The sequence below is a fragment of the Streptomyces sp. NPDC026377 genome, from assembly GCF_055567715.1.
Map to the genome: position 1 here is coordinate 409,924 of NZ_JBVHPV010000002.1, position 19,348 is coordinate 429,271.

Sequence of the window (19,348 nt, forward strand, 5' to 3'; positions counted from 1 at the left end):
CCGACGCGACAAGCCGAAGCGCCCCCGCACCGAACACCGGTACGGGGGCGCTTTTCGCTGCGCGGGTACGCGTACGGTCACCCGCCGCGGATCACCTGGGTGACGCCGTTGATGATCTGCTGCACCGCGAGCGCGGAGAGCATCATGCCCGCGAGCCGCGTCACCAGGACCACACCGCCGTCCTTGATGACCCGGATGATCAGCAGCGAGTACCGCATGACCAGCCAGAGCACGATGTGCATGGCGAGGATCGCGGTCCACACCGCGACCTGGCCGCCGAGCGTGTCGTGGTTCTGGACCGCCAGGATCACCTGGACGATCGCGCCGGGCCCGGCGAGCAGCGGCATGCCCAGCGGCACCAGCGCCACGTTGACGTCCTTGGTCTGCTTCGGCTCCTCCATCTTGCCGGTGAGCAGGTCGAGCGCGATGAGCAGGAGCAGCAGACCGCCCGCGATCATCAGCGCGGGAACCTCGATGTGCAGGTACGCCAGGATCTGGTTGCCCACCAGACCGAACACGGTGATCACGCCGAGGGCGACGGCGGCGGCCTGCCACGCCATCCTGCGCTGCACCTTGGCGGCGCGGCCGGAGGTCAGGGCGAGGAAGATCGGGGTGATCCCGGGGGGATCCATGATGACGAACAGAGTGAGGAAGAGGGAGCCGAAAACGGCAGCGTCGAACACGGTGGTGCCTTGCGGGAGAGGGTGTACGGAGCAGGGGAGGGCGCCGCACGGAGCGGAGCCCTCTGGAGGAGGGCGACGGGGGCCGGGGGCCCGGGCTAGCGGCCGGTTCCGCCCGCGCCCGGGACGGGGAACGCGCCCGTCGCCCGGCGGATGATCTCGCCGTAGATCTCGGGGTCGGTGGTGCACTCACCGAGCCGCACGGCCTTACGGTCGCCGTGGTAGTCGCTGGAGCCGGTGGTCAGCAGGCCGAGTTCGGCGGCGAGCGAGCGCAGCTTCGCGCGCGAGGGCGCGTCGTGGTCCGTGTGGTCGACCTCGATGCCGTCGAGGCCGGCCGAGGCGAGCTCGGCTATGACTGTCTCGGGCACGACCCGGCCGCGCTTGAGGGCGAGCGGGTGCGCGAAGACGGTGACCCCTCCGGCGGCCTTGACCAGCCGGACCGCCTCGAACGGGTCGAGTTCGTGCTTGCCGACGTACGCGCGTCCGCCGTCCGCCAGCCACTCGGGCACGAACGCCTGCGAGACCGACCCGACGACGCCCAGCTCGACCATCGCCTCGGCGACGTGCGGGCGGCCCACCGAGCCGTCGCCCGCGATCCGCGCCACCTGCTCCCAGGTGACCGGGACGCCCAGCTCCTGGAGCTTGGCGACCATCCCCCGGGCGCGCGGCACCCGGTCGTCGCGGACCAGCTCGCGCTCGCGCGCCAGCTCCGGCTCCTCGGGGTCGAAGAGGTACGCCAGCATGTGCAGGCCGACGCCGTCGATCCGGCAGGAGAGCTCGGCGCCGGTCACCAGGGTCAGGCCGGCGGGAAGCGCGGCGGTCGCCTGCGCGTGGCCGCGGGTGGTGTCGTGGTCGGTGAGCGCGATGACGTCGAGTCCGGCGGCGGCCGCGTTGCGGACGAGCTCGGCCGGGGTGTCCGTGCCGTCGGAAGCGGTGGAGTGGGTGTGCAGGTCGATGCGCACGCGTGACTCCAGGCGTAGGGACGGACGGCGGGGACAGTCAAGGATAACTGCGCGGGGCCCCGGTCCCGCCCGGCACGGCTGTGGCGGTCACCGCACCCGCCCGGCACGGCTCACCGCGTCCCTCCCGACAGGATGCGCGGCGACAGCGCCCCGCACGGCACCAGCTCGACCTCGGCGCCCGCGTCGCGCAGATCGGTGAGGACCAGCTCGTCGTAGAGCAGCAGCCCCGACTGCTCGGGCCAGACGATCGCCCACAGCCACAGGCCGCGCGCCTCGCCCGCGAAGACCGCGCGGTCGTCGGGTGTGCCGGTGACGTGCCAGAGCGGGGTGGGGCGCCCGGCCGCGAGGACCTTGGCGTGGGGCGGTTTGTCGACGCTCATGTACGGGCCGGGGTCGGGGCCGTCGACGCCCGCGTACCGCGCGCCCAGGCCCACGCCCAGCTCCTCCGCGACGAGCAGCAGCTCGCCGATGCCGCCGAGCGGCGCGGGGCCCGAGCAGGCCACGGCGGTCGCCCGGCCGCCGCTGCGGTCGTCGCCCGCGCACGCCACCCCGGTGAAGAGCCAGCCGATCGGCAGCGGCCACGGCATCCAGACGGGCACCTTCGCCCGGTGCACCACGACGCCGAGCGCCTCGACGCTCGGCGGGACGACCGGCTGGAGCGGATGCACCGTCCCGTGCACGTCGCACTGCCAGGTGTCGGCAAAGAGACCGGGCGCCCGGACCCGGCCTCCGCACTTCGGGCAACTGGGTTCGCCCCTCATACATGCCAACGGTCCTCCCCGTGCCGCGCCGCGTCAAGGACGATCACCCGTCCGGCGTGTGGCAGAAGGGGCGGGCGGGGGCGTCGGCGCGCCGGGGCGCGCCTTCCGGGTCCGGCCACCTCCGGTGCGGCCGCGTGGGCGCGGTGGTCGGCCGGGGGCCGGGCGTGCGCGCCCCCGCGGCCCGCGCACGCTCCGCAAGGCGCGCCCCTGCTAGTCCAGGCGTACCGAGGTGCGCAGGGGATCGCGCAGGTCCGTCCCGTTGGCCAGCCAGCGCTCCTCCAGCTCCTGCGCCCCGCGCACCCGCTTCCAGGCCGCCTCGTTGGCCGTCATCGGCAGCAGCGGCAGGAAGCGGACCGGGTCCATCGGCTCGTCGAGCTCCAGGTCCTCGACGAGGCCGCCGCCCTCCGCGACCAGGACCGAGCTGAACGGCGCCCCGGGCCACAGCGGTTCCCCGATGTCCAGGGAGGCGCCGGGGGCCACCACCACACCCTCGACCTGCGGGGTGGAGGCCAGGACGGCGAGCGGGCGCAGCACCTTGTCCGTGTCGGCGAGCCCGGCCCGTACGGACAGGACCAGCTCGGCGCGCGGCCCCTTGACCGGGTCGGCGAGGGCGGCGGCCGGGTCGGTCATCGGCTGCGCCGACATGCCGAGCGTGGCGTAGCGCACGATGTCCCCGTCGGCGAAGCGCAGCACCTCGACGCGGTCCGTACCGAGGAAGGTCACCGCGGCGCGCGCGTCCGGTTCGCCGAGGGCGGTGCGCAGCCTGGCCTCGACGAGAGCAAGAACATCAACCATGAGTTGAGCATAGAAGCCGTATCGAACGGGCAAAGTACGGACTTGACACCTGCGCCGGCTGATACTCTTGGCCGCTGTTCAGGGCAGCGAAAAGTCCCCCACGGGGGACCGGCCGGAGGAGGTGGGGCTGCGATGGATCGAAGTCGGCCTGGCAGTACCAACCGCTCTTCCGTGCGCCTTCGTTGTTCCCTGTGATCGAGACCTCCATACCCGGCCCAATTCCCGGGAAACATCCGAGTCTCATGGCATGTCGCACGGCGGAAGAGCATCTCGCCTCGCCCAGTCCGTTTCAGTAGCGAACGCCGTCACCGCGCTCGCGGTGCCGCCCGCTTTGCGGACGTACGCAGATGTACGCAGCTGTACGCAGGTCTCGCGTCACGTCCCCATTCCGGGCAGTGCCACGCCCGTCGGCGGCCTCTCCGTGAAGGAGTCCTGCCATGTCCATGATCCGTGACCTGCGCGCAGCGGTCCGCCCCTCCCTGCGCCCGTCGCTGCGCAAGAGCACCGCCCCGCACAGCCCGTACGACCCCACCCGCGACCCCTCCGCGAGCAGCGCCGTCGTCGACTGCGCGGTCTACCGCGACGGGCTGCGCACCGGGGCCGACTCCTGCCTCTCGCCGCGCGAGGCGATGCGGCACGTCCAGGAGGAGGGCGGGTTCGCCTGGATCGGGCTGCACGAGCCCACCGAGGCCGAATTCGCGGGTATCGCCGCCGAGTTCGGGCTGCACCCGCTGGCCGTGGAGGACGCCGTCCACGCCCACCAGCGGCCCAAGCTGGAGCGGTACGACGACACGCTCTTCACCGTCTTCAAGACCGTCCACTACGTGGAGCACGCCGAACTGACCGCCACCAGCGAGGTGGTGGAGACCGGCGAGGTCATGTGCTTCACCGGCCGGGACTTCGTGATCACCGTCCGGCACGGCGGCCAGGGGTCGCTGCGGGCGCTGCGCAAGCGCCTCCAGGACGACCCCGAGCTGCTCGCCAAGGGGCCGTCGGCCGTGCTGCACGCGATCGCGGACCAGGTCGTCGACGGCTATCTGGCGGTCGTGGACGCGATGCAGGACGACATCGACGAGGTCGAGATCGACGTCTTCTCGGCCCCCTCCAAGGGCAGCCCGCGCGGCACCGACGCCGGCCGGATCTACCAACTCAAGCGCGAGGTGCTGGAGTTCAAGCGGGCGGTCTCGCCGCTGCTGCGGCCCATGCAGCTGCTCAGCGAGCGGCCGATGCGGCTGGTCGACCCCGACATCCAGAAGTACTTCCGCGACGTCGCCGACCACCTCGCGCGCGTGCAGGAGCACGTGGTCGCCTTCGACGAGCTCCTGAACTCCATCCTCCAGGCCAACCTCGCGCAGGCGTCGTTCGCGCAGAACGAGGACATGCGCAAGATCACCTCATGGGCGGCGATCATCGCCGTACCGACGATGGTGTGCGGGGTGTACGGCATGAACTTCGACCACATGCCCGAGCTGCACTGGAAATACGGCTACCCGATCGTGCTGGCCGCCATCGTCGGCAGCTGTCTCACCATCCACCGCACGCTCAAGCGGAACGGCTGGCTCTGACGACGAGGGCGAGCCCGCCGAGGATCACCACCAGCGCGGCCCAGGCCAGGGCGGACGGCCGCTGCCCCAGCCAGAGCGCGGCGATCAGTGCCGCGCCCGGGGTCTCCAGGAGGATCGCCGTGGACGTCACGGACGCGCCCAGGCCCCGCACCACCCGGTTGAGCAGCGAGTGGCCCAGCAGCTGGGCCGCGACGGTGAGCGCGGCCAGCTTGGCCCAGGTCGCGCCGGAGTACGAGCCGAGGTCCGCGCCGCTCGCCAGACAGGCGGCGAGCAGCCCGGCGGCGGCCGTCGCGTAGCAGAGGTAGGTGTACGGGACGGTGTCGACGGTCCGCCGGACCTCGGCCCCGAGCAGCACGTATCCGGCGGCGGCGACACCGCCGCCGAGCGCGAGGGCGTCACCGGCGAGGGCGCGCGGCGAGGTGGTCAGGTCGACGCCGGTGAGCATCACCACGCCCGCGCAGGCGACCAGCGTCCCGGCCCAGACCAGGGCGGGCGGACGGTGACCGCGCAGGCGCAGGGCGAGGGTGGTCCAGATCGGCGTGGTGGTGCACAGCGCGGTCGAGGAGGCCACCGACGTCATCCGCAGGCTCGGCAGCCAGAGCCCGAAGTGCACCGCGAGCAGCGCCCCGGCGGCGACCGCGAGCCCCACCTCACGGCGGGTCAGCCCGCGCAGCCGCGCCCGGTACTTCCCCGCGGCCAGCGGGGTGAGCGCCCCGACGGCCATGGCGTTGCGCCAGAACGCGATGGCCAGCGCGGGGGCAGCCGTCGCGGCGATCAGCGGCGCGGAGAGCGACACGCTGGCGATGGCGACGGCGAGCAGCGCGAAGTCGGCCCGGGGGGCGGCCGCGGCGGCGGCCGGGGCCGGGGCGGCGGTGGCTGTGGCGGGGGGCGCGGGGGTGGACACGGCAAGAGAGTAAGGCGCTAAACATATTTTCGGAACTGTCGGACCATGCTGTGGACAACACCGTGGGCCGGGCCGGGGCCGTCCCATAAAGTGGCCCCATGACACCTGCGCTGCTGGATCGGGCCCTCGTCGAGGAGGCCACCAAGAAGTCCGGGCTGATCTGGGTGCGGGGCACCGGGACCGCCGACCGCGCCCTGTGGCACGTGTGGCACGAGGGCGCGGCGTACGTGGTGGGCGGCGGCCCCGGCGAGCAGCCGCTGGAGGGCCTGGCCGACGGCGGCACCGTCGAGGTGACCGTCCGCAGCAAGGACAAGGGCGGCCGTCTGGTCGCCTGGACGGCCGCGGTGAGCGAGGTCGCGCCGCACAGCGAGCTGTGGGAGGCGGTGGCCGCGGAGCTGAAGGCCAAGCGGCTGAACGCACCGGACGGCGAGGCGGTGACGGGCCGCTGGGCGCGGGAGTGCCGGGTGCTGCGCCTGACGCCGGCCGAGATCCGCACCGCGATGCCCGAGGGCTCCCTGGCGGCCCCACCGGTCGAAACCCCGGCCACCACCCGCGAGCCCGCTCCGGCGGGGCTGCCCCGACTGCTGCTGAAGCGCAGGCGGGGCCGCAAGCGGGGGTGAGCGGGGACGGTTACGGCGCCGGACGCGGTGCGGGACGCGGTGTGGGCGGTGCGTATAGGCGGTGCCGGACGCGTTGTCGTGCGTCTGCGGACCGTGCTGGGTTGCTCGCGCAGTTCCCCGCGCCCCTAGGTACTTGGGGGCGCGGGGAACTGCGCGCCCAGCCACAGACAACCCGCAGACGACCACCGGGCCCTGAAGGGGCGCGGGGAACCGCGCGACCAGCCCACCACGCACCGGCAGACGACCACCCGTCCCAACAGGGGCGCGGGGAACCGCGCGAGCAACCCACCACCCCGCAGACGGCCACCGGGCCGGAAGAGCCGCGCGGGAAACTACGTCTTGGGCAGCCTGCTCCCGTAGTCCACCGTCGCATCCTTCGACGGCGCCGCCAGCGCAAAGTCCTGGTTCCAGTCGCCCAGTTCGAGCACCCCCGCACCCCCCGCCCGCTCGAAGCGCAGCGGATAGGGAGTGCCCTGGAGCGACACGTCGAGCGTGCCGCCCTCGCCGTCCTTGCCGGCCCGGACGCGGATGGTGCCCACCTCGCCCACCTTGGACCGGTCCCCCTTGGAGAGCTCGCCCTGGAGCCCCAGCATCCCCTTCAGCAGCGCACCCTTGTCCGTGAAGCCCCGCAGCTCCTGGTAGGAGGGGTCGCCCGAGGGCACCTTGACGTACTTGTCGTCCAGCTGCCTGCCCACGGCCGACGCGCTCCCCGAGCCGCCCTTCTTGCCGTCCCGGCGCGCCCAGAACCCCGCGTCCGCCTTCAGGAAGAGCTCGTCGCCCACCCGCAGCAGTCCGAACGTGGTGTTCTTGGAGGTCACCGTGCCGGTGGCGCCGTTCTTCTTCAGCCGCATGTCGATCTTGTACGTGCCACCCTTGCTGACCAGCGTGCCGCTGAGCCGCACCGCGTCGGCGCCGTCGGCCGCCGTGCGCGCCCTGCCCTCGATCTCGGTGGCGGAGAGCTTGCCGACGCCGTTGGTCCCCTCGTCCGGATCCGAGGAGCACGCCGTGACGGCGGCGGCGAGCCCCGCGCAGAGCGCGACGGGCAGCGCGGCCCGGCGCGCCCGTACGGACAGGGAGCGAGTGGTCACCGGCACACAGCCTTTCGTCGAAGCGCACGGGGTGGGGGCGCGAAGTCGGGGTCGGCAGACCGCACCCTACCGGGGCCGTCCACACCGCCCGGCAGAGAGCCGTACGGACCCCCCACAAGGGCGTACCCGAGGGGCACCGGCTAGCCTGAATCAGATATTCAGCGGCATTTCAGACCAGGACAGGGTCGGATCACGCCCCAGAGGAGGCGCTCGGCATGGCGGCAGGCGCCCCTCGGATCTTCGTCTCGCACCTCTCCGGCGTCGCCGTCTTCGACCCCAACGGCGACCAGGTGGGCCGGGTGCGCGATCTGGTGGCCATCCTGCGCGTCGGCCGCCGCCCGCCCCGGCTGCTCGGCATCGTCGTCGAGGTGGCCGGCCGCCGGCTGATCTTCCTGCCGATGACCCGCGTCACCGGCGTCGAGTCCGGCCAGGTCATCACCACCGGCGTGGTCAATCTGCGCCGCTTCGAGCAGCGCCCCACCGAGCGCCTCGTCCTCGGGGAGCTGCTGGACCGCCGGGTCACCGTCGTCGAGAGCGGCGAGGAGGTGACGGTCCTGGACGTGGCCATCCAGCAGCTGCCGGCCCGCCGCGACTGGGAGATCGACAAGGTCTTCGTCCGCCGCGGCAAGGGCGGCGCCCTGCGGCGCAAGGGCGAGACCTTCACCGTCGAGTGGTCCGCCGTCACCGGTTTCTCGCTGGAGGAGCACGGCCAGGGCGCCGAGAACCTGCTCGCCACCTTCGAGCAGCTGCGCCCCGCCGACCTCGCCAACGTGCTGCACCACCTCTCCCCCAAGCGCCGCGGCGAAGTGGCCGCGGCCCTCGACGACGACCGGCTCGCGGACGTGATGGAGGAGCTGCCCGACGACGACCAGGTGGAGATCCTCGGCAAGCTGAAGGACGAGCGGGCCGCCGACGTCCTGGAGGCGATGGACCCCGACGACGCCGCCGACCTGCTCTCCGAGCTGCCCGAGGAGGACAAGGAGCGCCTGCTCACCCTGATGCAGCCGGACGACGCGGCGGACGTGCGCAGGCTCCTGTCGTACGAGGAGCGCACCGCTGGCGGTCTGATGACCACCGAGCCGATCGTGCTGCGCCCGGACGCCACCGTCGCCGACGCCCTCGCGCGCGTGCGCCAGCAGGACCTCTCGCCCGCGCTCGCCGCGCAGGTGTACGTGTGCCGGCCGCCCGACGAGACGCCGACCGGGAAGTACCTGGGCACGGTGCACTTCCAGCGGCTGCTGCGGGACCCTCCGTTCACCCTGGTCTCCTCGATCGTGGACAACGACCTGCCGCCGCTCTCCCCCGAGACGCCGCTGCCCGCCGTGACCGCGTTCCTCGCCGCCTACAACATGGTGGCCGCGCCCGTCGTGGACGACAGCGGCTCCCTGCTGGGCGCGGTCACCGTCGACGACGTCCTGGACCACCTGCTGCCCGAGGACTGGCGCGAGGCGGAGTTCCACGGCGCCGAGGGGGGCACGGATGGCTGACCGCACCGAAGAGCGCGAGCGCACGCGCGCGGTGGGCGCGAGCGCCCTCTCGCGCGGCCCGCGCGCCCGCCTGGACCAGCCGCGCGCGCCCCGGCGGCGGCTGCTGCCCGAGTACGACCCGGAGGCGTTCGGCCGCTTCTCCGAGAAGATCGCCCGCTTCCTGGGCACCGGGCGGTTCATCGTCTGGATGACCCTGGTGATCATCCTGTGGGTGGTCTGGAACATCTTCGCGCCCGCCCCGCTGCGCTTCGACGAGTACCCGTTCATCTTCCTGACCCTGGCCCTGTCCCTCCAGGCCTCGTACGCGGCCCCGCTGATCCTGCTCGCGCAGAACAGGCAGGACGACCGCGACCGGGTCAACCTGGAGCAGGACCGCAAGTCCAACGAGCGCTCCATCGCCGACACCGAGTACCTCACCCGGGAGATCGCCGCGCTGCGGATGGGCCTCGGCGAGGTGGCCACCCGCGACTGGATCCGCTCGGAACTCCAGGACCTGATCAAGGAGATGGAGGACCGGCGCGTGGTATTCCCGCCGGAGGCCCCGCACGGAAGTGACGAATCAGACCACCGATAGGGCTTTCCGGGGGTGGGACCCGGCGCCGTACCATCTCCGTATGGTTACGGATGACGCGGTGCGCGAGGCACTGGCGACGGTGAACGACCCAGAGATCCACCGCCCGATCACTGAGCTCGGCATGGTCAAGACGGTCGAGATCGGGACGGACGGGGCGGTCGCCGTCACGGTGTACCTCACCGTCTCCGGCTGCCCGATGCGCGACACGATCACGAAGAACGTGACCGAGGCGGTCGAGCGGGTCGAGGGCGTCACGCGCGTCGACGTCACGCTCGACGTGATGAGCGACGAACAGCGCAAGGAGCTCGCGGCGTCGCTGCGCGGCGGCACCGCCGAGCGCGAGGTGCCCTTCGCCAAGCCCGGCTCGCTGACCCGGGTCTACGCGGTGGCGTCCGGCAAGGGCGGCGTCGGCAAGTCCTCGGTGACGGTGAACCTCGCCGCGGCGATGGCGGCGGACGGGCTGAAGGTCGGTGTCGTCGACGCCGACATCTACGGGCACTCGGTGCCCCGCATGCTGGGTGTGGACGGCAAGCCCACCCAGGTCGAGAACATGATCATGCCGCCGTCGGCGAACGGCGTGAAGGTCATCTCCATCGGTATGTTCACCCCGGGCAACACCCCGGTGGTCTGGCGCGGCCCGATGCTCCACCGCGCCCTCCAGCAGTTCCTGGCCGACGTGTACTGGGGCGACCTGGACGTCCTCCTGCTCGACCTGCCCCCGGGCACCGGCGACATCGCGATCTCGGTGGCCCAGCTGGTCCCGAACGCGGAGATCCTGGTCGTCACGACCCCCCAGCAGGCCGCCGCCGAAGTGGCCGAGCGGGCGGGTTCCATCGCGGTCCAGACCCACCAGAAGATCGTCGGTGTCGTCGAGAACATGGCGGGCCTGCCCTGCCCGCACTGTGACGAGATGGTCGACGTCTTCGGCACGGGCGGCGGCGAGAAGGTCGCTGAGGGCCTGACCAAGACGACCGGCGCGAACGTGCCGGTGCTCGGCTCGATCCCGATCGACGTCCGCCTGCGCGAGGGCGGCGACGACGGCAGGCCGGTCGTCCTCACCGACCCCGACTCCCCCGCGGGCGCCGCCCTGCGCGCCATCGCGGGCAAGCTGGGCGGCCGCCAGCGCGGCCTGTCGGGCATGTCGCTGGGGATCACCCCGCGCAACAAGTTCTAGAGCGGCGGATACGAGTAAGGGGCGCCCGGCAACTGCGGGCGCCCCTTACCCATGGGTGCGGCACGGACGGCCAGGGGGCGCGGGGAACCGCCCCGGCGACCCACCACGACCCCGCGGCCGCAGGACGGCCGCGACCGGGGCGTATCTAGGCGTACGAAGTGACGTCCACCACCGCGAACCCCAGCCCGTACGCGCTCATCCCGCGCCCGTACGCCCCCAGGTGCACCCCGCCCCCGGCGGAGCCGGCCAGCACCCAGCCGAACTCGGACTCCCGGTAGTGGAACGGCGTCGCGACCCCGTCCACCGGCAGCGAGAGCGTGGTCCAGTCCGGCCCGGCGAGATCGTCCGCCAGCTCCCACGCGGCCTCGGTCTGCTGGTCCAGCCACTCGCCGCGCAGCACGTGGTCCATCTGGGCGGGCCAGGTGAAGGAGAGCAGCCCGGAACCGGCCAGCCAGGCCGCGGAGGCGACCGTGGTGGCCTCCAGCACGCCCGTACCGTCGCCGCTGCGGCGCGTGGGGTTGGCCGGGACGCTCACGACCACCGCGAAGCGCTCGCGGTCGGCGGCGGAGCGGTCGGCCGCGTCGGGCCGTATCGACGGCTCGTCGCCGTGGCCGGTGGACCCGTGCTGCACGGTGCCGTCGGCCGCCGTGGCCACCTGCATCAGCCAGCGCGGCCCGGTGAAGGCCTGGTCAAGGCCGTACCAGGCGAACGGTGCCCGCAGATAGCCGTTGACCGTACGCCGGGCCGCCGGCACCGCTTCTGGTGTGGACGGGGTGTCCTCGGTGGACCCCTGTGCCGAAACCCGACTCGTCGTCTCCACTGCCCGGCCGCCTCCTCGATCCGTAGGTGTCCGCAGCGGCCCGCCCCCCTCGGGCGTCCTGGCTGCCGGACCTATGGAGGATAGCCACCCCGGTCGCGTCCTTCGGGAATGACGGTGCGGACGTGGCTCGGATTGACGTCCCGCAGTGAATTCGGGGGGTGGTGTCAGGTCGCGTCGGCGTCGAACGGGGGGCGCTCGCCCGGGTCCAGCTTCTCGCGCTTCTTGAGGAGGTCGGGCGCGCCCGGCACACCCGCGGCCGAGCCGTTGGCGGCCGTCGTGGGAGCGGCGGAGGCGCTCTCACGGCCGTGCACCGCGTCCGCGACCTCCTCCATGTCCTTGCGCAGGTCGAAGCTGTTGCGGATCTCCTTGAGACCCAGGTCGTCGTTGTCGAGGAGCTGCTTGCGCACGAACGTCTTCGGGTTCAGGTCCTCGAACTCGAAGTCCTTGAACTCCGGGCCGAGTTCGGCGCGGATGTCCGCCTTGGCGGTCTCCGAGAAGCTGCGGATCTTGCGGATGAACCCCGAGACGTCCTGGATCAGCTTGGGCAGCTTGTCCGGGCCGAAGATGAGCACAGCGAGGACCACGAGGGTGACGAGCTCCATGGGCCCTATGTCGTTGAACACCTGCTGCTCCTCGTGGCTCTGCTCCCGGGTCCAGTCATGGACCGCTCCACGGTACCCGTCGAAACTGTCGAAACGGTACCTACCCGGTGACCTTTGGCCGCCGCTCGCCCCCGGGTGACCGAGAGGTGACCCGGGAGCGGGCGGCCGCGGCGGCCCCGGTGCGGGTCAGGACGTGGCGGAGCCGAGGGTGAGGGTGAGGCGCTGCTCCTGGCCGCCGCGCCTGAGCGTCAGCTCCAGGCGGTCGCCGGGGCGGTGCGCGCGGATCTTGACGATCAGCTCCTCGGCGCTGTGCACCCGCTGGCCGTCGACCTTGGTGATCACGTCCTCGGGCTTGATGCCCGCGGTGGCGCCGGGGCCGCCGGGGGTCACGGAGGGCTTGCCGTCGGCGGCCTTGGCACCGACCCTGGCCCCGTCGCCGGTGAACTTCATGTCGAGGGTGACCCCGATGACCGGGTGGGTGGCCCTGCCGGTGTTGATCAGCTCCTCGGCGACCCGCTTGCCCTGGTTGACGGGGATGGCGAAGCCCAGGCCGATGGAGCCGCCCTGGCCGCCGCTCTCGCCGGTGCCCGCGGCGCGGATCGCGCTGTTGATGCCGACGACGTGGGCGCGCGAGTCGAGCAGGGGACCGCCGGAGTTGCCCGGGTTTATCGGGGCGTCGGTCTGGAGCGCGTCGACATAGCTGACGTCGCTGCCGTCGCCCTTCTCGCCGCCCGCGGTGATCGGGCGCTCCTTGGCGCTGATGATGCCGGAAGTGACGGTGTTGGAGAGGTCGAAGGGGGCGCCGATGGCCACCACCGGGTCGCCGACCTGGACGTTGTCGGAGTTGCCGAGCGGGAGGGGCTTGAGCCCGGAGACACCGGTCACCCGGACCACGGCGAGGTCGTACCCGGAGTCACGGCCGACCACCGTGGCGCGGGCGCTCTCGCCCCCGCTGAAGGTCACGCTGATGTCGCCGGACGAGCCCGCGGGCTGGACGACGTGGTTGTTGGTGAGGATGTGCCCGGCGCTGTCGAGGACGAAGCCCGTGCCGGTGCCGGACTCGCTCTCCCCGCTGACGTGCAGCGTGACGACGCCCGGCAGGGCGCTGGCGGCGATCCCGGCGACGCTGTCGGGGGCGCGGCCGACGGGCCCCTTGCCCGCCTGCGGCAGGCTGACGCGGGTGGTGCCGGTGCGCTCGACGTACGCGCCGATGCCGCCGCCGATGCCGCCCGCGACCAGCGCGAGGACGACGGCCCCGAGGACGAGCACCCCGCGCCGGGGGCCGCGCCCGGCCGGTACCCCGGCGGTGCTCAGCGGCTGCTGCCCGGCCGCGCTCCACGGGTCGTACTGCACCCACTGGGACGAGGGCGGGACCGGCGGCACGGCTTCCGGTACGGCGTACGGGGCCTCCGGCGCCGGGTACGCCCCTTGGTGCGGCACGGCCGCCGGGAGCGGCGCCGGACGCTGGACGGGGGGCGCGGGCGCCCAAGGCCCCGGTCCGCCGTACGGGGGCGTCCCGTACGGATCGGGCTCGTGCAGGGCCCGCCGGGGCGGCACGGCACCGCCGGGACCCTGGTCCGGGCCGTCCACGGGGGCCCCGTCCGGCGCCGAGGGGTCGGCCGAGGGGGCATGGGCGGCGGTCTCGACGGAGGCGGGTCCGTGGGCAGCGGCCTCGACGGAGGTGGGTCCCTGGGCAGCGGCCTCGGCGGAAGTGGGTCCCTGGGCGGCGGTCTCGACCGGCTTCGGCCCGAGGCCAGCGGCGTCGCCGGGCGTCGGCCCGTGGAGGGGTTCGGCGGGAACCGTCTGCGCGGGATCGCCGGGAGGCACCGGCCCGGGCCCAGTGGGCGCCGCCCGTCCCGGTTCGGCGGAAGCCGTCGGCGCCGGTGGTGCCAGTCGGTACGCGGACTCGTCCGCGACCGGGGCTCCCGGCGCGAGCGGGTACGGCGTGTCCTCGTCGGCGGAACCTTCCGGCGCCGTGGCCGTCGGCACGTGCTGGCCGCCCGGGGCGGACGCGTCCGGCATCCCGCCCGCGGGCGGGGCCAGGTCGTACGTCTCCTCGGCCGCGGAGCCGTCCTCGCGCGGGGTGGGACGGCTCCACCATCTCGCCTTGGGCCCGGTGGGCTTCCCGTCGTTCATGCTCTCCCCGCAACTGTCCCGCGTGCCCCGGGGGCACCCCTCCCGGGGATTCAATCAGGTTTGCCGGGAGGAGCGCAGGGCAGGCGGTCAGTGCCGCGGAGCCGCCAGCCGCGTCGGCGACGAGGACGGACTCGTGGTCGGCAGCGCGGACAGCGGCGTGCCCGGCCGCACCGCCAGGGTGGAGAGCACCGGCCGTATCAGCGGAGGCAGCGCCGGCGTGCTCAGCAGAGCCGCGCGGAACGGGTTGCCGAACTGCTGCGGCGAGGGCTGGGACGGTATGCCGTTGAGCCCGGCCAGCCCCATCGGGGCCGGTGCGCTGCTCCGCGGAGCCACCGGCGCGCTCGCCGCGCCGCCGTGTCTGCGCTCCGCTTCCAGGGACAGCGGCACTCCCGACACCCGGCCGACAGCACCGGCGGGGCCGGTTGACGGGCTGGGGGCCCGCACCGGCGTGACCTTGCTGCCCGAGCCCTCGCCCCGGGCGCTCGTGTCCGCTCCCGAGTCCGAAGGAATCGCACCACCGAGCGCGATCGCCGCGAACGAGACCGCGCTGGCCGCGGCGAAGGCGATCCTGCGCCCGCGCCAGGGTGAGGCCGAACGCTCCTCGGCGCGGGCCGCTTCATGGATGCGGAAGCCCCGTCCGGGCGGCCCGCCGCCGAGGACGGCCGCGTGCGGCCCGCCGGGCACATAGCCGAAGCGCCCGCCCGGGTCGCCCGGGTCGCTCAGGGCGCCGGGCGTGAAGACCCCCTCGGCGAGGCGCCCCCCGCCGAATGGTCCCCGACCGTCGTCGTCACCTCCGGGGCCCCCGGGCAGCCCCTGGAGCCGTGCCAGCAGCCCCTCGGAGGGGGTGGGCTGCGCCGTCTGCGCGAAGACGCTCTTGACGCGGCGCTGGGCGTCGGCCTCGGCCTTGCACTTGGGGCAGGTGGCCAGATGCGAAAGGACGCGCTCGCGCGCGTCATGGCTGAGCTCGCCGTCCACCAGGGCGGCGAGGCGGTCCCCCAGGTGCTGCTCGGCGGGGGTCGGACCTGTGCCGGTCACGCGGTCCCCTCTCCGGCCGCCCCCGGGGCGCCGGGCGCCACCCCCGCGAGGGCGCGCTGCTGCTCGGCGCGGGCCTCGGGCGAACGGTGCTTGAGCGCCTTGCGCAGATGCGAGCGGCCCCGGTGGATCCGGCTGCGCACGGTGCCGAGCTTCACGCCGAGGGTGGCGGCGATCTCCTCGTACGACAGGCCCTCGATGTCGCAGAGGACGACGGCCGCGCGGAATTCGGGCGCGAGGGTGTCCAGCGCCTGCTGGACGTCGGCGTCGAAGTGCGCGTCGTTGAAGACCTGCTGGGGGGAGGGGTCGCGGCTGGGCAGCCGCTCGGCCGCGTCCTCGCCGAGCGCGTCGAAGCGGATGCGCTGGCGGCGGCGGACCATGTCCAGGAAGAGGTTGGTGGTGATGCGGTGCAGCCAGCCCTCGAAGGTGCCCGGCGTGTACGTCGACAGGGAGCGGAAGACGCGGACGAAGACCTCCTGGGTGAGGTCCTCGGCGTCGTGCTGGTTGCCCGTCAGGCGGTAGGCGAGGCGGTAGACGCGGCCGCTGTGCGTGCTGACGATCTCCTCCCACGTGGGAGGGGTCCACGCCGGGGATTCCGCGTCGGCGAAGGTCGCGGTGGCTGCGGAAGGTGCGGCGGAACGGTCAGCGGTGTCGGTCACGGATTTCGGCTCACCCGCCGACCTGAGAAAGCGCCGCAGCACTCCTCCCCGATCCACAGGCGCAGCCGCACCTCCCCTGTCGGCTCTGGTGGTGTCCAGCGGAGCCCCTACCATAGCCACCTCGCCCGTTAGCTCCGGATAAGAATCTTTACGCGCATTTGGGACCGGCTTCCCGCCCCCGCGAGCGCGCTGGTTCCCGGACCCCTGAAGGACCGGGATTTCGTACTCGTCCATGTCACCCCCGCCCTTCATAACGCCTGGTCCCATCTGCGGGTTCCCGCGCGCAGCGGATACAGTCACCGTTGCGCGCCAACTACGGGGACAGGAGAGGGCCATTACCGCCAACCGGCAGACGAGCTGGGCGTTCGCCGACGCCTTTGTCGCCGAGGACGACGCGCTGCGCTGGGCCCGCGAGCGGTCCCGGGAGGCAGGACTGCCTTCGGTGTCCCCGGGGACGGGCGCCGCGCTGCGCCTGCTCGCTGCCACCGCCGACGCCAAGGCGGTCGCCGAGATCGGCACCGGAACGGGCGTCTCGGGGATCTATCTGCTCCAGGGCCTGCGGCCGGACGGTGTGCTGACCACGGTCGACCCCGAGGCGGACCGCCAGCAGTTCGCCAAGCAGGCGTTCCGCGCGGCGGGGTTCGCCGGGAACCGGGCGCGTTTCATCCCCGGGCGCGCCCTGGACGTGCTGCCGCGGCTGGCCGACGGCGGTTACGACGTGGTGTTCTGCGACGGCGACCGGACCGAGTCCCTCGACTACCTCGCTGAATCGTTGCGCCTGCTGCGGCCCGGCGGGATCGTCTGCTTCGAAGGGGTCTTCGCCGACGGCCGTACGGTCGACTCGGGCGTCCAGCCCGCCGAGGTGCTGCGACTGCGGGACCTGCTACGGACCGTGCGCGAGAGCCAGGAGCTGGTCGGGTCGCTGCTGCCGGTGGGCGACGGGCTCCTGTGCGCGGTGAAGCGGCCCTAGGGCGCCTGCGGCGAGCCCGGAAAACACTCCGCCCCGGGCCGGTACCTGCGTACCGGCCCGGGGCGGGCACAAATGGGGGTCAAGCCCGCTGAGTCAGCCGACGACCTTCTTGAGCGCGTCACCGAGCGCCTCGGCCTCGTCCGGGGTCAGCTCGACCACAAGCCGTCCGCCGCCTTCGAGCGGAACGCGCATGACGATGCCCCGCCCCTCCTTGGTCACCTCGAGCGGGCCGTCGCCCGTCCGCGGCTTCATGGCCGCCATGCTGTTTCCCCTTCCTGAAACCAGCTCATCGCAGCCGGCGGCCCCATGACAGGATCCGTGTTACCGGCATCGAACACATTGCTTCCAGGTCATTATCCCGCATGGCAGGACCCGATGACCAACATCGGTCCGCATCGCTTGCGCAACGCGCTCTATCAAAACCACCCAATTCGGCGATCCGCCTGCGATACTTCGCCACCCCCGGTCGGGGCGCCGGCCGGGATTGTTTGACGCAGGTCACATGTGCGGCGCCGATGATCTCCGCCATGCTGGGCGGACACGACACCGCAACGGAGGGGATCCAACCCAATGGCCGACACCGTGCTCTACGAGGTGACCGACGGGCTCGCGACGATCACGCTCAACCGTCCCGACGCCATGAACGCCATGAACACCGAGGCCAAGGTCGCCCTGCGGGACGCGGTACGGGCCGCCGCGGCGGACCCGGCGGTACGGGCGGTCCTGCTGACCGCGACCGGCCGGGCGTTCTGTGTGGGCCAGGACCTCAAGGAGCACGTGGCCCTGCTGGCGGCGGACCGCGAGGCGGGCACCCGGGTCACGATGAGCACGGTCCGCGAGCACTACAACCCGATCGTGCGGGCCCTCACCGAGATGCCCAAGCCGGTCGTGGCCGGGGTGAACGGCGTCGCGGCGGGCGCCGGTTTCGGCTTCGCGCTGGCGGCGGACTACCGCGTGGTGGCGGAGACAGCCGCCTTCAACACCTCCTTCGCGGGGGTCGCGCTGACGGCCGACTCCGGCGTCTCCTGGACGCTGCCCCGTCTGATCGGCCAGTCGCGCGCGGCAGACCTGCTGCTCTTCCCGCGCTCGATCTCCGCGCGCGAGGCGTACGACCTCGGCATCGTGAACAAGCTGGTCCCGGCCCAGGAGCTGGCGGCCGAGGCCGCGGCCGTGGCGCGCGCGCTGGCCGACGGCCCGACGCTCGCGTACGCGGCGCTCAAGGAGTCACTGGCGTACGGGGCCGGGCACACCCTGGCCGAGGCGCTGGAGAAGGAGGACGAGCTCCAGACGCGGGCGGGGGCCTCCGAGGACCACGGGATCGCGGTCACGGCCTTCCTGGCGAAGGAGAAGCCGAAGTATGTGGGGCGTTGAGCCATTCGTGGTGAACTGACCCGGCGCGCGGCCGCCGCGGGCCCTCCCGGACCGCCCGCGCGGCTCCCCCGCGCCCCAGGAGGACCCCGCCGGGCCCGTCAGAGGGGGCTCGCCCCGCCTCGGGAGACGCAGTTCTCCAAGTGGTCGTCCACCAGGCCGCACGCCTGCATCAGGGCGTAGGCGGTCGTGGGGCCGATGAAGCGCAGGCCGCGCTTCTTGAGGGCTTTGGACAGCGCGGTCGACTCGTCGGTGACCGGGGGGACGTCCGCCAGGGTGCGCGGCGCCGGGCGTCCGGCGGGGTCCGGGGCGTAGGACCAGATCAGCTCGTCCAGTTCGCCGGGGGCCCAGTCGGCCAGTACGCGCGCGTTGGCGAGGGTCGCCTCGATCTTGGCGCGGTTGCGGATGATCGACTCGTCGCCCAGCAGCCGCGCCGCGTCCTGGTCCGTGAAGGCGGCCACCTCGGCGATCCGGAAGCCCGCGAAGGCGCGGCGGAAGCCCTCCCGGCGGCGCAGGATGGTGATCCACGACAGCCCCGACTGGAAGGCCTCCAGGCACAGCCGTTCGTAGAGGGCGTCGTCGCCGTGGACCGGGCGGCCCCACTCGGTGTCGTGGTAGGCCACGTAGTCCGCGGTGGACAGCCCCCAGGGGCAGCGCGGCCGGCCGTCGGGGCCGGGGATGGCGGCGCTCACTGGCGGGGCTCCTCGTCGCGGCGGGCGTGGGCGGCGCCGAGCGCCTGCTGGAGGCCCGCGATGCGGGCGTCGCGCTCGGAGAGCTCCGCGGCGAGGCGGCTCAGTACGTCGTCGACCTCGGCCATGCGGTAGCCGCGCGCGGCCACCGGGAGCCGCAGGGCGTCGATGTCCGCGCGCTCCACGGGGCGGTCCTCGGGCAGCGGGTCCGAGAGCCGCTCGGGGGCCGTCTCGGGCAGGACGGCGTCGTCGCCGCCGCCCACCACGGCCAGCGTGACCGCGGCGACCACCACGACCATGGCGATCAGCAAGAACCAGAACACGCGCGAAGCCTCTCCCCGCCAGCCGGAAACCGTCGGGTCCGATCGTGCCATGCGGAGCTGGGAGTTAGGGTCTGTCGGGCGGCAAAGCCCGGCCCACCGGGCACGGAACCAGAGGTCACGGGCGTCTTACCCGAGGAGG

Annotated in this window: 21 protein-coding genes; 7 read left to right on the forward strand and 14 right to left on the reverse strand. The window is 73.2% G+C overall.

The window, feature by feature from the left end; genetic code table 11:
- Nucleotides 1-77: 77 nt before the first annotated feature.
- The 4 genes from ACZ4MU_RS05930 to ACZ4MU_RS05945 form a co-directional block, all read right to left on the reverse strand.
- Entirely contained in the window at nt 78-683 is a 606-nt protein-coding gene (locus ACZ4MU_RS05930) for a MarC family protein (protein WP_467871463.1), read from the reverse strand.
- Between the two features lie 95 nt (nt 684-778).
- Nucleotides 779-1,642: a PHP domain-containing protein gene (locus ACZ4MU_RS05935; protein ID WP_467871466.1), complete on the reverse strand. Its 864-nt coding sequence runs from the start codon at nt 1,640-1,642 to the stop codon at nt 779-781.
- Nucleotides 1,643-1,752: 110 nt separating this feature from the next.
- On the reverse strand, nt 1,753-2,403 hold the full coding sequence (locus ACZ4MU_RS05940; RefSeq protein WP_467871468.1) for a DUF6758 family protein: 651 nt from the start codon (nt 2,401-2,403) through the stop codon (nt 1,753-1,755).
- 210 nt (nt 2,404-2,613) lie between these two features.
- On the reverse strand, nt 2,614-3,198 hold the full coding sequence (locus ACZ4MU_RS05945) for a suppressor of fused domain protein (protein ID WP_467871471.1): 585 nt from the start codon (nt 3,196-3,198) through the stop codon (nt 2,614-2,616).
- A 437-nt stretch (nt 3,199-3,635) separates the two neighbouring features.
- Between ACZ4MU_RS05945 and ACZ4MU_RS05950 the strand changes: the two genes are divergently transcribed.
- Nucleotides 3,636-4,763 (forward strand): magnesium and cobalt transport protein CorA, encoded by a 1,128-nt coding sequence (locus tag ACZ4MU_RS05950; RefSeq protein WP_467871474.1) that lies wholly within the window; start codon nt 3,636-3,638, stop codon nt 4,761-4,763.
- On the opposite strand, the gene ACZ4MU_RS05955 is transcribed toward ACZ4MU_RS05950, so the two are convergent.
- Complete coding sequence (locus ACZ4MU_RS05955; RefSeq protein WP_467871476.1) at nt 4,741-5,667, reverse strand: DMT family transporter; 927 nt, start codon at nt 5,665-5,667, stop codon at nt 4,741-4,743. The two genes, ACZ4MU_RS05950 and ACZ4MU_RS05955, sit on opposite strands and share 23 nt — an antisense overlap.
- 98 nt (nt 5,668-5,765) lie before the next feature.
- On the opposite strand from ACZ4MU_RS05955, the gene ACZ4MU_RS05960 reads away from it, so the two are divergent.
- Nucleotides 5,766-6,287 (forward strand): hypothetical protein, encoded by a 522-nt coding sequence (locus ACZ4MU_RS05960; protein WP_467871479.1) that lies wholly within the window; start codon nt 5,766-5,768, stop codon nt 6,285-6,287.
- Nucleotides 6,288-6,619: 332 nt separating this feature from the next.
- Here ACZ4MU_RS05960 and ACZ4MU_RS05965 read toward each other — a convergent pair whose 3' ends face one another.
- Nucleotides 6,620-7,375 (reverse strand): hypothetical protein, encoded by a 756-nt coding sequence (locus ACZ4MU_RS05965; protein WP_467871482.1) that lies wholly within the window; start codon nt 7,373-7,375, stop codon nt 6,620-6,622.
- Nucleotides 7,376-7,590: 215 nt separating this feature from the next.
- Here ACZ4MU_RS05965 and ACZ4MU_RS05970 point away from each other — a divergent pair, with 215 nt between their 5' ends.
- Genes ACZ4MU_RS05970 through ACZ4MU_RS05980 form a run of 3 tightly spaced genes read left to right on the forward strand, consistent with a single transcriptional unit; the run spans nt 7,591 to nt 10,610 of the window.
- The gene (locus ACZ4MU_RS05970) at nt 7,591-8,862 is read left to right on the forward strand and encodes a magnesium transporter MgtE N-terminal domain-containing protein (RefSeq protein WP_467871484.1); all 1,272 of its coding nucleotides are present in this window, start codon (nt 7,591-7,593) and stop codon (nt 8,860-8,862) included.
- Nucleotides 8,855-9,436 carry a DUF1003 domain-containing protein gene (locus tag ACZ4MU_RS05975; protein WP_467871486.1) on the forward strand — a complete coding sequence of 194 codons (582 nt, stop codon included), beginning with the start codon at nt 8,855-8,857 and terminating at the stop codon, nt 9,434-9,436. The genes ACZ4MU_RS05970 and ACZ4MU_RS05975 overlap by 8 nt, the downstream gene beginning before the upstream one ends.
- Before the next feature lie 40 nt (nt 9,437-9,476).
- The gene (locus ACZ4MU_RS05980; protein ID WP_467871488.1) at nt 9,477-10,610 is read left to right on the forward strand and encodes an Mrp/NBP35 family ATP-binding protein; all 1,134 of its coding nucleotides are present in this window, start codon (nt 9,477-9,479) and stop codon (nt 10,608-10,610) included.
- 145 nt (nt 10,611-10,755) lie between these two features.
- On the opposite strand, the gene ACZ4MU_RS05985 is transcribed toward ACZ4MU_RS05980, so the two are convergent.
- The 5 genes from ACZ4MU_RS05985 to sigE form a co-directional block, all read right to left on the reverse strand.
- A complete protein-coding gene (locus ACZ4MU_RS05985) occupies nt 10,756-11,430 on the reverse strand; it encodes a hypothetical protein (RefSeq protein WP_467871491.1) in 675 nt (224 codons plus the stop codon).
- Nucleotides 11,431-11,594: 164 nt separating this feature from the next.
- On the reverse strand, nt 11,595-12,053 hold the full coding sequence (locus ACZ4MU_RS05990; protein ID WP_467871493.1) for a sec-independent translocase: 459 nt from the start codon (nt 12,051-12,053) through the stop codon (nt 11,595-11,597).
- A gap of 165 nt (nt 12,054-12,218) precedes the next feature.
- A complete protein-coding gene (locus ACZ4MU_RS05995) occupies nt 12,219-14,168 on the reverse strand; it encodes a S1C family serine protease (protein ID WP_467871496.1) in 1,950 nt (649 codons plus the stop codon).
- A gap of 87 nt (nt 14,169-14,255) precedes the next feature.
- Nucleotides 14,256-15,203 carry an anti-sigma factor family protein gene (locus ACZ4MU_RS06000; RefSeq protein WP_467871499.1) on the reverse strand — a complete coding sequence of 316 codons (948 nt, stop codon included), beginning with the start codon at nt 15,201-15,203 and terminating at the stop codon, nt 14,256-14,258.
- Entirely contained in the window at nt 15,200-15,973 is a 774-nt protein-coding gene (gene sigE, locus ACZ4MU_RS06005) for an RNA polymerase sigma factor SigE (RefSeq protein ID WP_467872248.1), read from the reverse strand. The genes ACZ4MU_RS06000 and sigE overlap by 4 nt, the downstream gene beginning before the upstream one ends.
- 151 nt (nt 15,974-16,124) lie before the next feature.
- Between sigE and ACZ4MU_RS06010 the strand changes: the two genes are divergently transcribed.
- On the forward strand, nt 16,125-16,829 hold the full coding sequence (locus ACZ4MU_RS06010) for an O-methyltransferase (RefSeq protein ID WP_467872251.1): 705 nt from the start codon (nt 16,125-16,127) through the stop codon (nt 16,827-16,829).
- 93 nt (nt 16,830-16,922) lie between these two features.
- Here the strand turns inward: ACZ4MU_RS06010 and ACZ4MU_RS06015 are convergent, their stop codons facing one another.
- Nucleotides 16,923-17,090: a DUF3117 domain-containing protein gene (locus ACZ4MU_RS06015; protein ID WP_009997451.1), complete on the reverse strand. Its 168-nt coding sequence runs from the start codon at nt 17,088-17,090 to the stop codon at nt 16,923-16,925.
- A 309-nt stretch (nt 17,091-17,399) separates the two neighbouring features.
- Between ACZ4MU_RS06015 and chcB the strand changes: the two genes are divergently transcribed.
- Nucleotides 17,400-18,200, forward strand: coding sequence for a 2-cyclohexenylcarbonyl CoA isomerase (gene chcB, locus ACZ4MU_RS06020; RefSeq protein WP_467871502.1), 801 nt, complete (start codon nt 17,400-17,402; stop codon nt 18,198-18,200).
- Between the two features lie 98 nt (nt 18,201-18,298).
- Here chcB and ACZ4MU_RS06025 read toward each other — a convergent pair whose 3' ends face one another.
- Both ACZ4MU_RS06025 and ACZ4MU_RS06030 read right to left on the reverse strand, forming a co-directional pair.
- Nucleotides 18,299-18,889, reverse strand: coding sequence for a DNA-3-methyladenine glycosylase I (locus ACZ4MU_RS06025; protein ID WP_467871505.1), 591 nt, complete (start codon nt 18,887-18,889; stop codon nt 18,299-18,301).
- Entirely contained in the window at nt 18,886-19,209 is a 324-nt protein-coding gene (locus ACZ4MU_RS06030; protein WP_467871507.1) for a DivIVA domain-containing protein, read from the reverse strand. The genes ACZ4MU_RS06025 and ACZ4MU_RS06030 overlap by 4 nt, the downstream gene beginning before the upstream one ends.
- Nucleotides 19,210-19,348 lie beyond the last annotated feature (139 nt).

Excerpts from the sequence above, each read along its gene's own strand:
- ACZ4MU_RS05940 (WP_467871468.1), bottom strand. The coding sequence starts at position 2,403 with ATGAGGGGCGAACCCAGTTGCCCGAAGTGCGGAGGCCGGGTCCGGGCG.
- ACZ4MU_RS05945 (WP_467871471.1), bottom strand. The coding sequence starts at position 3,198 with ATGGTTGATGTTCTTGCTCTCGTCGAGGCCAGGCTGCGCACCGCCCTC.
- ACZ4MU_RS05950 (WP_467871474.1), top strand. The coding sequence starts at position 3,636 with ATGTCCATGATCCGTGACCTGCGCGCAGCGGTCCGCCCCTCCCTGCGC.
- ACZ4MU_RS05960 (WP_467871479.1), top strand. The coding sequence starts at position 5,766 with ATGACACCTGCGCTGCTGGATCGGGCCCTCGTCGAGGAGGCCACCAAG.
- ACZ4MU_RS05970 (WP_467871484.1), top strand. The coding sequence starts at position 7,591 with ATGGCGGCAGGCGCCCCTCGGATCTTCGTCTCGCACCTCTCCGGCGTC.
- ACZ4MU_RS05975 (WP_467871486.1), top strand. The coding sequence starts at position 8,855 with ATGGCTGACCGCACCGAAGAGCGCGAGCGCACGCGCGCGGTGGGCGCG.
- ACZ4MU_RS05980 (WP_467871488.1), top strand. The coding sequence starts at position 9,477 with ATGGTTACGGATGACGCGGTGCGCGAGGCACTGGCGACGGTGAACGAC.
- ACZ4MU_RS05995 (WP_467871496.1), bottom strand. The coding sequence starts at position 14,168 with ATGAACGACGGGAAGCCCACCGGGCCCAAGGCGAGATGGTGGAGCCGT.
- sigE (WP_467872248.1), bottom strand. The coding sequence starts at position 15,973 with ATGGTAGGGGCTCCGCTGGACACCACCAGAGCCGACAGGGGAGGTGCG.
- ACZ4MU_RS06015 (WP_009997451.1), bottom strand. The coding sequence starts at position 17,090 with ATGGCGGCCATGAAGCCGCGGACGGGCGACGGCCCGCTCGAGGTGACC.
- chcB (WP_467871502.1), top strand. The coding sequence starts at position 17,400 with ATGGCCGACACCGTGCTCTACGAGGTGACCGACGGGCTCGCGACGATC.